This window comes from Bacillus sp. 165, assembly GCF_017742235.1.
In the GTDB taxonomy this organism is placed as follows: Bacteria; Bacillota; Bacilli; order Bacillales; family Bacillaceae_G; genus JAGHKQ01.
In genome coordinates this window covers 405673-418306 of record NZ_JAGHKQ010000003.1, presented here as the reverse complement: position 1 = coordinate 418306, position 12634 = coordinate 405673, and the positions used below count along the sequence as shown (strand labels likewise).

At 37.5% G+C, this 12634-nt stretch carries 9 protein-coding genes and 1 pseudogene; 8 read left to right on the top strand and 2 right to left on the bottom strand.

What is annotated here, in order from left to right; genetic code table 11:
- Positions 1-859: 859 nt before the first annotated feature.
- Together J7Q84_RS07010 and J7Q84_RS07005 are read left to right on the top strand one after the other, a co-directional pair.
- Positions 860-1369 carry a MarR family transcriptional regulator gene (locus J7Q84_RS07010; RefSeq protein WP_209093801.1) on the top strand — a complete coding sequence of 170 codons (510 nt, stop codon included), beginning with the start codon at positions 860-862 and terminating at the stop codon, positions 1367-1369.
- A gap of 43 nt (positions 1370-1412) precedes the next feature.
- Complete coding sequence (locus J7Q84_RS07005; RefSeq protein ID WP_209093800.1) at positions 1413-2195, top strand: class I SAM-dependent methyltransferase; 783 nt, start codon at positions 1413-1415, stop codon at positions 2193-2195.
- A 104-nt stretch (positions 2196-2299) separates the two neighbouring features.
- Here J7Q84_RS07005 and bcaP read toward each other — a convergent pair whose 3' ends face one another.
- Both bcaP and J7Q84_RS06995 read right to left on the bottom strand, forming a co-directional pair.
- On the bottom strand, positions 2300-3709 hold the full coding sequence (gene bcaP / locus J7Q84_RS07000) for a branched-chain amino acid transporter BcaP (RefSeq protein WP_209093799.1): 1410 nt from the start codon (positions 3707-3709) through the stop codon (positions 2300-2302).
- Between the two features lie 506 nt (positions 3710-4215).
- Positions 4216-5142, bottom strand: a complete 927-nt coding sequence (locus tag J7Q84_RS06995; RefSeq protein ID WP_209093798.1) for a LysR family transcriptional regulator — start codon at positions 5140-5142, stop codon at positions 4216-4218.
- Positions 5143-5282: 140 nt separating this feature from the next.
- On the opposite strand from J7Q84_RS06995, the gene J7Q84_RS06990 reads away from it, so the two are divergent.
- From J7Q84_RS06990 to J7Q84_RS06965, 6 genes and pseudogenes are all read left to right on the top strand, one after another.
- The gene (locus J7Q84_RS06990; protein ID WP_280635568.1) at positions 5283-6800 is read left to right on the top strand and encodes a long-chain-fatty-acid--CoA ligase; all 1518 of its coding nucleotides are present in this window, start codon (positions 5283-5285) and stop codon (positions 6798-6800) included.
- Positions 6801-6845: 45 nt separating this feature from the next.
- Positions 6846-8366: an aldehyde dehydrogenase family protein gene (locus J7Q84_RS06985; protein WP_209093797.1), complete on the top strand. Its 1521-nt coding sequence runs from the start codon at positions 6846-6848 to the stop codon at positions 8364-8366.
- Between the two features lie 45 nt (positions 8367-8411).
- Positions 8412-9620, top strand: coding sequence for an iron-containing alcohol dehydrogenase (locus J7Q84_RS06980; protein ID WP_209093796.1), 1209 nt, complete (start codon positions 8412-8414; stop codon positions 9618-9620).
- A 428-nt stretch (positions 9621-10048) separates the two neighbouring features.
- Positions 10049-11296 (top strand): DUF418 domain-containing protein, encoded by a 1248-nt coding sequence (locus J7Q84_RS06975; RefSeq protein WP_209093795.1) that lies wholly within the window; start codon positions 10049-10051, stop codon positions 11294-11296.
- Between the two features lie 45 nt (positions 11297-11341).
- A pseudogene (locus tag J7Q84_RS18730) lies at positions 11342-11425 on the top strand (hypothetical protein); the annotation flags it as partial.
- A gap of 136 nt (positions 11426-11561) precedes the next feature.
- Entirely contained in the window at positions 11562-12503 is a 942-nt protein-coding gene (locus tag J7Q84_RS06965; protein ID WP_209093794.1) for a ketopantoate reductase family protein, read from the top strand.
- The last annotated feature ends 131 nt before the right edge of the window (positions 12504-12634 follow it).

Here is a 12634-nt window from a genome sequence, read left to right as displayed (position 1 = left end):
CTGAAAAACAGTTGTGAATCGTACAAAACTGTAGACATGCCATATATAAGAAAATCTTTGCCATACAGTTTTTTCCTTGCGCAGCAAGGATTTATAAGGGGATGCCACCCTTTTATCTCCGCCACTCCCACCTTACCAGTGGGATGTGGTGTTTTTTAGTGAAGTGGATGTTTCTTAATTTGGGTTGCATCTGTCTATAAGTAGTGTACAAGATGTGGCTCAAGTCAACGGTACCGGACTGAGCGTTTTGTGCGAAGGAGGATAAGGAGTTGACTTGATAGGAAAACCAAGACGCTAGACCCAATGTAAATGGGTTAAACGGTTTTCTTAACCCGTTTGCCTGGCAAGCGCCGAGCGAGCCCCTTTCAAGAATGGAAGGGGTTGGGGATGGTTGAAAAGGGTCTGTATGTATAAAAAAAGCGAGTTATATCAAGGGTTGAAGGGCTCTATATATATGAGCAAAAGTAAGCATAAATACGGTTGAGCCCTTGCGTAGCAAGGCTTTGAGAAGCGTATTTATACGCTTTGTTCTCTGCCCCTCTATAAATGAGGTGGAAATGGTGAAGTGGTTTGCCTATATTTTGTGTTCTTTTTTGTTTTGGGAGGATAATCAGAATGACGGTAACAAAGCAACAAGAGCCAGCTGCAGGAGTCGGCTCTTGTCTTATTTCTGACAGGAATATGTTATGATAATGTCGAAATACATACATGTAAAAAACCCCCTCAAGTTTGGCCGCTGGAAGGGGTTCTTTACAAAAACAATGTATGAAGGGGTTAATCCCTTGTTTAGTATATTCTTCTTATCAATATTCTATCATAAGTGGATTAACTCCTTCTAGTAGAAGGAGCGAAAATTTTAATGGGAAAAATTGTTGATTTTACTGAAGCTGAGAAAAATGCAAGGGCGCGTGATCTTGAAACTGAAAGAAAGAATTTTGAACAAGAACATAACGGTGTTTCCAAAGATGAGTTAGAAAAGGCTATGGATTTAATCAGTAAAGCCACTGGAAAAGAACACTACATAGGGACTAAAAGGTCTCCGCAATCAAGGGTAAGGTTTGCTCAATTCTTGCAGAGAAATTGGGAGTTTTTAAGATGTGAGAAGTATTTTACTGGTGAAGAAAAAGTTTTTCTAATTGATGTTCAACCAAATATCAGTATGCACTCAAACGCTATTGTAGATGACATAACAAAAAAGCCTGCAAATGCTTTAACGATTCAAGGTTTAGCTGACTGTTTAAATACATCACGAACAAAGATTAGTAGAGTAGTAAATGCTTTAATTAAAAAAGGTATCCTTGCTAAAGCTGTTTCAGGCGATACTAGAGACGTAAACCAAGCAAAGGATTATGTGCTAAAGAGTTATTAATTTCCTTTATAATCATAACAAACGAAAAATAGATGATTTAAGGATGGCTGATAACGTGAAAACAAAAGCGAAATATCAAACTTGGATTCGAATTTACAAATTACTTATTTTTTTGGGTATTTCATTCAGTCTTCTTTTGGTAGCAGTATTACCTGTTAATTTATATGTACGAGTCCTATCAGGAATTTTAGCGTTGCCTTTTATGTATATAGCATTTATACTTTCTTATTCTGTTTACCAATTCGCTGCATTTGGAGGGAATTATCAGTCCAAAATACATGATTTAATCGTTTCCAAAGTGAATGGGGATGAAAAAGGAAAAATACTAGATATAGGAACAGGCAGCGGTTCACTCATTATTAAGCTGGCAAAGGCTTTTCCTACGTCCTTTTTAACGGGAATTGATTATTGGGGCGAGAATTGGGAGTATTCGAAAGCTCAATGCCAGCAAAATGCTGAAATAGAAGGGGTTTCTGAGAGGATTACTTTTCTGAAAGCAAGTGCTTCATCACTCTCTTTTCATGATGAGGAATTTGATATCATTGTAAGCTGTTTAACCTTTCATGAAGTACAAGATAACAGAAACAAAACGGAAGTAATAAAAGAGGCATTAAGAGTATTAAAACCTGGTGGTCAATTTGTCTTCTTAGATTTGTTTATGGATGAAAAAATATTTGGGGATGAAAAAGAGCTCTTAAATGCTTTAGAGAAACATGGTGTAGCTGAATTGAATGGCGACAAGCTGGCTACAGAAATACAATTACCGAAGCTCTTATTAAACAAAAAAGTACTAGGAAATGCAATGATTTTGAGTGGAAGGAAATAAGCATATGCTACTTTCTTTGACGATTCTATTATAAGAGCAGCTCCTTGCTTCGAGAAAGAAGCATATCAAAAAAACGCTTGGGATTTTGTCCAAGCGTTTTTTTATTAAGCAGATTTATGCTTCTCTTTATCTATAATTTTATTTTGGTTTAATAGGCTGTTTTTGTATCCGTAAGTTGTGTAAATAACTAAGCCGATTACTAACCAAATGACAAACCCTTGCCAAGTAAATGCGGAAAGCTGAAGCATTAAATAGATACAGAATACAACCGCTAATACTGGTACAACAGGAACAAAAGGAGTTTTAAATCCGCGTTTTAAATCGGGTTGAGTTTTTCTTAATACTAAAATACCAAGAGAAACAGTCGAGAATGCAAATAGTGTGCCGATATTGGTTAATTCCGCCAATTTATTTAATGGAATTAAGCCGGCAAATACAGCAACTAATCCGCCAGTTACCCATGTGCTTACTACAGGTACTTGAGTTTTTGCATGAACCTTAGACATTTTTTTCGGAAGTAATCCGTCTCTGCTGATTGAGTAAAATAGACGTGTTTGTCCAAACATCATTACCATCAAAACAGTTGTAATTCCGATAATGGCTCCAAGCGAAATGAAGCCAGCTGCCCAATCTTGTCCGATAAAGTTTAATGCAAATGCAACAGGATCTTTTACATCAAGCTGTCCGAAAGGAACGATGCCGGTAAGAATTAATGAAACGACAATGTATAGTATAGTACAGACTGCTAAAGCTGAAATAATACCGATTGGTAAGTTGCGTTGAGGATTTTTCACTTCCTCAGCGGCAGTAGACACTGCGTCAAATCCAAAATAAGCAAATACAACAACCGCAGCTCCCGCAGTTACGCCAGAGAATCCCATTGGCATAAAAGGTGTCCAGTTTGCTGGTTCAACATACCAAACCCCAACGGCGATGAACAGCAATACTACAGCTAATTTAATGATTACCATAACAGTATTTAGTTTAGCCGATTCTTTCACACCTCGAGTAAGAATGAACGTAACTAATAATACGATGCAAACTGCTGGTAAATCGATAAATGTGCCTTTTGCAGGATCAATTGCACTAGTTAATGCAGTCGGCAAATGAACACCAAACCCTGCTAATAAGCTTTGGAAATATCCAGACCATCCACTGGCAACTGCAGAGGATGCTAGTCCATATTCAAGTACCATATCCCAACCTAAAATCCAAGCAATGAGCTCACCGAAAGCAACATAGCTATACGTATAAGCACTTCCAGCTTGGGGAATCATTGATGCAAATTCAGAATAACATAATGCAGCAAATGTACAGGCTAACCCTGCGATAATAAAGGAAAGAATAAGTGCTGGGCCTGCATATTCTGCTGCTGCTACACCAGTTAGGACGAAAATACCCGTACCAATGATGGCGCCAATTCCTAGCATCGTTAAATCAAATGCACCTAAAACTTTGTTGAGTGAGCTAGTAGATGCTCCGCTCGAGACAGATTTTTTACGAAATAAATTCATAAAAGCTTCCTCCAGAATCTTGTTGTTAGTTTTCTCTTGAAAATTCTGATTATTAATAATAAAGAAATATTGATCAACACAAGAAGTTATATTAACATATCTTTCGGGGAAATTCAAAAAGAATTTGAGGTGTTTTTGCAAGTTTTTGAGATTATAGGATACATGTGTCGTATTATATAAAAATTGCACAACTAAACACCTGTCCTTTTGTACAAATTATTCCTAAGAAGAACTAAAAAGGAAAGAGAGAAGGGACATAAAGAAGCATAAGAAACAGAGGAGTTTTGAAATTCAACAAGTTAAGGGGAGAATTAGTAATTTATCAATTAGAATTTTTGGTCATTGTGGTTGTCATCACTAGCAACTAACAAAGAATGAGAAAGCGCAGGGAGTTCCATCAATTTCAGCATTTAGTCTATCCTTAAAAAAGTACATAACTATTCTCTAATACATATGAGAATAGTTATGTGCTTTTTATGAGATTGGTGCAAGAACTCTTACACACATTAAACATTATGCGCTAATTGAGTGAGCATTCGAGAGTGATTTTTAAAATGCTCTAAAAATTTTCGGGTGTTTATGGAAAAATGATTATTCTCAAAGCGTACCCATCCTACACCTACATTAACCTGATCATACTGTATGATTTCAAGAGGAACTATGTCGCCACTTAAAACATAAGGATCATGTTGTAAAGAAAAGTCAGGACCGAAGCTAATTCCTAATCCTTCCACAATCGCTTTTTTAATTACTTCTGTATTATTTGAGGTAAATAAAACATTCAAAGGTCCAACTTTGCTAATTAAATTACTCACAAATCGTGTCATATAATCCTCACTATATAGAATAATATTTTGAGTCGTCAGTTGCTGAGGGGTTATAGATTTATGCAGTGCAAAAGGAGATTTTTTGCTGACATACACCTTCATCTTTCCTTCCAGCAGTACATCAAATATCAGATTTTCTTTTTTTGTAAATACATCGTTGTAAATCGTGATTAGGCCAATATCAATCTCATTATTTTGGACATGTTCAATAATATGCTGAACTCCCTTTTCTGAGATTTCTATATTCACATTTGGATAGGCATTTTTAAAAGAAGCTACAGGTTCTAACAGGTGCATCATAAAACTAGGGATAGCTGCTAATTTTAAATTTCTGGAAAGCACAGTGTTATATGCTTGGGCTTCTTCTTTAAAGTCTCGAAGTCTCAATAATACTTCATATGCTTTTTTGATTAAAGTTTTTCCTTCTTCAGTGGGAACAGCACCAAGCCGCCGGTAGCGCTTAAATATTTTAACGCCCAACTCCTCTTCTAATTTAGTAATGGCTTGACTGATTCCTGATTGAGAAACATGCAGGTCTTGTGCTGCGATGGAAATAGACCCTGTTTCCGCAACTTTTACAATGTACTCCAATTGTTCGATATGCATGGGTTCCTCCCTTTAATTTAGAAGTACAGCTTAATTATTCATCACTAATAGTGAATTTATTTAAGTGTAAATTATATATATAATAAATTCAAGATATTCTTAATTTTCAAAAAATAAAGAGGAGAGGAAACAGGAAAAGGATGAATTTGAATTTGAATGAGAGTTTAAAGCAAAGTGCAGCAAGATTTCCAAGTCGTATCGCCTATACATTTTTGAATCAAAATATTACATATGCAGAACTTGATCATATGGTAGATTGTGCTGCATTCGGTTTATCCGCCGCAGGCATCAGAAAAGGAGATAAAGTAGCGCTATTGCTAGGGAATTGTCCTGAGTTTGTCGTCGCCTACTATGGAATTCTTCGGGCGGGTGCAGCGGTTGTTCCGATTAATCCTGCCTACACTGCAGGAGAAATTTCTTATATTTTATTAAATAGCCAAGCGAAAGCTGTAATTGCCCATTCTTCTTTAGAATCGACACTATCTTCATTGAGAGCACAGCTAGAACAGTTAAAGGTAGCCATCTACACAGATTCAATCAAGTCTGAATGGACATGGGAGCGTCTTCTTCAAAAAGCAGATGGTATTTTTGAAGACATTCACCTCCATGAGGAAGATTTGGCAGTTATCCTTTATACTTCAGGAACAACTGGAAAGCCGAAAGGTGCCATGTTATCCCATCGAAATTTGGCTTCAAATGCTGCATCACTCTCTCGGCTTACAGAGATGACAGAAGAAGATCGCATCATTGCTGTTCTTCCTATGTTCCATGTGTTTTGTATGACGATTTGCATCATTATGCCTATTGCTTGCGGGGCAACAATTGTCATCGTTCCTAAGTTTAGTCCTGCCGAGGTAATCAACACAATTAGAAAAGAAAAAGCAACCTTATTTGCCGGAGTTCCGACTATGTTTAGCTTTATGTTCCAGTTGCCAGGTGCGACGGCAGAAGACGTTTCATCAATACGTGCCTGTTTTTCAGGCGGTGCTTCGATCCCAGTCGAACTATTACATAGATTCGAAGAGAAGTATAACGTTCACATTTTAGAAGGGTTCGGTCTTTCTGAAACTGCTCCTGTGACAGCCTTCAATCCATTGCGAGGAATACGAAAACCAGGCTCTGTTGGTGTAGATATTCCAGAGGTAAAGAATAAAGTGGTAGATTTGAATGGAAGGGAAGTTCCAAGAGGAGAAATCGGAGAATTGATTGTACAAGGTCCCAATGTGATGATGGGATATTTAGGAATGCCGGAAGCTACTGCTTCAGCCTTGAAAAACGGCTGGTTTTATACTGGCGATTTGGCCCGAATGGATGAAGAAGGCTATATCTATATTGTTGACCGTAAAAAAGATATGATTCTCGTTGGCGGGTACAACGTCTATCCGAGAGAAGTAGAAGAAGTGTTATATCAACATCCGGCAATTGTAGAAGTGGCCGTAATAGGAGTTCCAGACAAAGAATATGGAGAAATTGTCAAGGCTTTCGTTGTCTCTAACGATGCATGCATTACTAAAGATGATCTTCTTCATTTCTGCCAAGACAAGCTTACAAAGTACAAGCTGCCAAAACAAGTAGAATTTTTGAACGAATTACCTAAGAATAGTACAGGTAAAATTTTGAGAAGAGCTTTGCGTGTTGAAGAAGTAGAAGTTAACTAATTTGATAGAGAATATATAAAGAGTAAACAATAAGGAGGAGTTTTTATGAAAGCAGCAGTGCAAATATTGGAATTTCCACTCTATATAAATGGGGAGTGGAAACCTGCTTCAAGCGGAGAAACGTTTGATGTAGTAAACCCTGCAAACGGTGAAGTCGTGGCGAAGGTAGCAAAAGCAGGAAGGGAAGATGTCGAAGAGGCCGTTTTATCTGCTAGACAAGCTTTTGATTCAGGAGTATGGTCTAAAAAGTCTCCAAAAGAACGCGCTGACATACTTGTCCAATTTGGAAATAAGATTATCGAACACGCAGACGAACTGGGGTACTTAGAATCTATCAGTTCGGGAGCTACGGTTCGACGTATTTCAAACTTAGACATACTATCTATTGTAGATCTTCTGCAGCAAACAGCAAAGTTTACTGTAGAGTATCCGTATGTAGAGTCCCTGCCTACTGTACCATTTCCTGGACCGAGCAATAACCAAGTTTGGAGAGAACCGATTGGTGTTGTAGCAGCTGTGACTGCTTGGAACTTTCCAATGATTTTAGCTATGTGGAAATTGGCTCCTGCGCTGGCAATGGGGAACTCTATTGTAGTTAAACCAGCATCCAATACGCCGTTGTCTACCTTGAAGTTAGCTGAATTGGCTGCTGAGGCAGGAATCCCGGCAGGTGTGTTCAATGTTGTATCTGGCCCTGGAGCAAGCATCGGAGAAGCGCTTGTAACACATCCAAGTGTAGACAAAGTTGCTTTTACCGGCTCTACAGAAGTAGGGAAACGGATTATGGAATTAGCAGCCGGAACGGTGAAGCGCGTTACTCTTGAATTAGGCGGGAAATCACCTGCAATCGTATTGCCGGATGCTGACATGAGTATCACAATTCCTGGTATCTTATTCGGATTCTTGACACACTCTGGGCAAGTTTGTGAATCCGGCACTCGTGTTCTCGTACATGAGTCCATTTATGACCAAGTCATTGAACAGCTAGCTGAAGTTGCAAGCTCTATTAAAATTGGAAATCCATTGGATATCGCAACAGGAATGGGGCCAATGGTTTCAAAGCAACAAATGGAAACAGTTCTTTCTTATATTGAATCTGGTATTCAAGAAGGTGCGCGATTGGTTTGTGGAGGAAAGCGTACAATTGTAGAAGGCTTTGAAGATGGCTATTACATTGAACCTACTATTTTTGCAGATGTTCGTAATGACATGAAGATTGCTAGAGAAGAAATTTTTGGTCCAGTTCTTTCAGTTATCCGTTACTCTACAATTGAGGAAGCAATTGAAATTGCGAATGATACGATTTATGGATTAGCAGGCGGAGTTTGGACGAAAGATGTGAATAAAGCAATGCAAATCGCACGTGAATTGAAGGCTGGGACGATATGGATCAATGATTGGCATATGCTCCGAAGTGATGCGCCATTTGGAGGCTACAAGCAAAGCGGCTTCGGGCGAGAATTAGGCCGCCATGCACTGGACGAATATTCTCAAATTAAGCATGTTCATTGCTCACTTGTACCTGAAGTAAGCCAAAGACCTTGGTATCAAATGCTATTAGGATAATAGAGAGTACTTTGTTAATACAAATCTAAAAAAGCAGGTGATTTTATGTCCACATCATTTTTTCAATTTTCAGTTCGAACGGTTGTTAATAGCGGGGCGGGGTCTAGAACTTTGCTTCCTGAGATGATTAAAGGGCTTGGCGGTAAACGAGCAGTACTATACACAGATAAAGGTTTAACTAAAGCTGGGATTACAGAGCAAATTAAAGAATTATTTGAGATCACGCCTGGTACGCCAGAGCTTGTTGGGGTATTTGAAGATATTGAACAGGACGCAAAAGGCGAAATTATAAATCGCGGGGCTCGTTTCTTTAAAGAGTGCAACGGTGATTCCTTGATTGCACTTGGTGGAGGCAGCGTCTTAGATACAGTAAAAGCAATCAAATGGATGCTTCATAAAGGTCTGCACGATGTACGTGATTCTCTTCTTACTGGAAACGTGATGGAGTGGTGGCCGGAAGCTCAATTTATTCCGATTCCGCATGTAGCTATTGCGACAACGGCGGGAACAGGTGCTGAAGTATCACCAATAGCAGTTATTTTGAACGAAAAGCTTGGAATAAAAACAAACCTTCTGCATCCGTTTATTAATGCAGATATGGCAATTTTGGACCCGGATTTAACAGTAGGGCTTCCTCCTAAAATCACTGCATTTACAGGGTTTGATGCATTGACTCATGCAGTGGAAGCGTATTTTTCACCAAAGGCCAACCCTATGACAGATGCCTATGCACTGCAGTCAATTCGTTTGATTGTGGACAACTTAGAGACTGTGGTTCGCAAAGGGGACGACCTTCAGGCAAGAGCGAATATGCTAATGGCAAGCTCCATGGCGATTTCTGCCTTTTCCCTATGTCTAAATGCAATTCCAGTTCACAACTTGGCGCACGCGTTAGGTGCAAAATTCCATATCCCGCACGGACTGGCTAATGCTGTGCTTTTACCGAATGTAATGGAATCTTTGCCTGCATATTATTTACCGCGAATCACAGAGTTTGCCAAAGCGTTAGGTATCACGAATCCATCCGAACAGCCTGAAACATGTTTAGAGGAAGTGATCCAACGTATAAGAGATCTTCGCAAAGCTGTGAATTTGCCGGATACTTTTGCTGAATTTGAATGTAACGAAGATAAGTTGCAACATATAGTACAGGCTGTTCACAACGACCCTGCTGGAGTTTTCTTCAAGATCCCAGCTGCTGTTATCACCAAAGTGATCAACGAAGTGTTCGAGTTAACTGCGATAAAGGCTTAACCTAGGCGACAAGATGTAAAAAACTAATTTTACATTTTAATTCGTTTAAATAAATTGAAAAACGCATTTTCCTTGTGCGACTAACGCATACCTTAGTTGCACAAGTATCAAAAAAGGATCTGTGAACACAGATCCTTTTTTAGTGCACATAATAGGATATTATGTTAACTAGATTTGTATTCCGTATTCATTTGATACTTCCAGCTTTATTCAATTAAAAGGCTAGATTTATGTGCAGTTTAGTTGAAGAAGGAATTTACTGGCTTATGACGAACGTTTTTTAAAGGTATTAAAGCAGTATTTAAAAAGGTTTGGGATTAGTAGAAAATGACAGTCGTGAAAGAGATTATAAATTCGTAATTTTCGTCAAACTATATTAAAGAAAATTGAACAAGATATAATAAACTGAGCTAGGGAGGAAATCGTTAATGATAGATACAAATGTAGTTAGTGAAAATAGAATTGTATTATTAGATGCTCTTCGTGGATTTGCTTTATTTGGAATATTTTTAATTAACATAGCTTCATTCACTATTGGTGGTCCACCAGGATTTGTTGAGAGCGATAATTACTTTGACAATGTAGTCACAGCATTTTTACTTATCTTTGTTGAATCGAAATTCTTTACGCTCTTTTCGTTTCTATTTGGAATTGGTTTTTCCATTCAATTACTAAGTGCAAAAAATAAAAATAAATCATTTCTTCCACAATTCTCACGCAGATTAGCAGTTTTATTTATATTTGGGTGGGCACATATTTTCTTTCTTTGGGACGGAGATATACTACTGCTCTACTCTATGGTTGGAGCAATATTACTTTTTTTTAGGAACTCAAGCGAAAAGAAATTGATTCAATGGGTGATTGGACTTCTTATCATTCCTATAATAATAGTAACGATAGCTCTTATTACTATATCAATACTTAGAACAGTACCGGAATTAGGGATGAAAATAAAGTTAGCTGAGACTGCATTTATAAATGAATTTAAAAATGCACAAGAACAAACAATAGAATCCTTTTTAAACAGTTCCTATTTAACATTAGCAAAAGAAAGATTTTTAGGCTATTTGGGTCTTTTTCCTTTATTACTTTCAAGAGTTCCCTCGGTTTTAGCAATGTTTTTATTGGGATATTTAGTTGGTAAAAAGAGATACTTGTACAATATAGATAAAAATAAAAAACAATTATTAAAGATTTCAAAATGGTGTCTAGCTGTAGGTATACCGCTAAACATCTTTATAATTGTAATGTTTAAGATTCTTCCTCCGCTATCGAGCGTAATAATTTTATTTTATAACCAATATCTAACTGGTCCTATGTTATCATTAGGCTTTGCATCGTTATTTATTTTATTATTTAACCACAAATATATAAGTAAAATATTAAAATATTTTATTTACACAGGTCGTTTATCATTATCCAATTATATATTTCAATCTATAGTATACTCATTCCTATTTTATAATTATGGTTTGGGTCTTTATGGAAAATTAAATACTTGGCAAGCAGTTATTATAGCAATTTTTATTTATGTTGTTATGATTTACATAAGCAAATGGTGGTTATCTTACTATAGAATGGGGCTACTAGAATGGCTTTGGAGAACTGTTACAAAGTTAGAATTCCAAACAATAACAAGAAAAAATAAAGAATCTGTAATTAAAATGGATCAATAAAATAGTATATTCCATGATTGGGTGGTTTAAAGATTTTCTTGCTATGAGTTTGATAAACAAATAGATTCTAGCGAATTTGACGTTATATATACTCGGAATTTCAGAAAAAGTGGTAATCTCCCCAAATGATGGCAGGAGAAATGGAGTGCAGTTTTGAAAAGATAGTGTAGAACATTTATTGGCTATAGGATTGAGAGTATCCGTATATTCAACTCGAGAGTGAACCAGTTGCTATTTAAAAGAAAGAGAAAATGGAGGAGAGAGAATGAAGGTTGGTATAGTAGGAGCAGGAGCAGTAGGCGGCTTTTTTGGAGGTCAGCTTCAAAAGGCAGGTCATGATGTAACCTTCCTAGCAAGGGGACAGCATTTGAAGGCAATGCAGGAAAACGGCCTGCTTATTCATGCAAATGAACAAACAATGAAAATTGAAAGTGAATTCACCAATGAGCTATCTAGGCTAAGTGAGGCAGAGCTTATTTTATTTTGTGTAAAATCGATGGATACAGAGGAGACAGCACATCAGCTTCTACCCATAGTAAAACAGGATGCATACATATTGACTTTGCAAAATGGAGTGGAAAATGAAGAAATACTGTCAAACGTATTTGGAAAAGAAAGAGTATTTTCTTCTGCTACATATATACAGGCTTCACTTCAAGAGCCGGGAGTCATTAAACAGGCTGGTCCCTTTCATCTTGAGATAGGAGAATTGTGTACTTCATCTGTAGGTATGGCAAAACAAGTGGCGGAACTGTTAAATGCATCGGGAATCCGTACGAAGCATTCCTCTGAAATAATGGAAAATAAATGGAAAAAATATATTTGGAATGCAACATTTAATCCGCTCTCAGCTGCATTAGGCGTAAATGTCGGCGAGATTCTAGATAATGAAGATTTACGATTGATAGCCGAAAGAATGTGTAAGGAAGTAATAAAGGTTGCACAAAAACACGGAATCCAGGTTCATGATTCGTTACAAGAAAGCCTGTTTATGCAGACACAACAAATTGCCAGAGGTCATAAAACTTCTATGCTCCAAGATCGTATAAACGGCAAAAAGATGGAGCTGGAATCAATAAGCGGCTATGTTGTGCGAAAAGGAAAGGAATTGGACGTGCCGGTTCCAACAAGTGAAACGATCTATCATATTCTGAAGCATATCGAAACAGCTAACAAGCCGCTTCCATATGCCGAAAGTGTTTTATAAGCATGAAAGCATAGTAAGGGAAGCCGTCAGGAAAATCTGGCGGCTTTTTTGGTGTATTCTGATTTTTGTGATGTCGTAAAAACATCACATACTTAAGACGAAGCAATAAAGGAGCTGACTTTTGAAAGCCA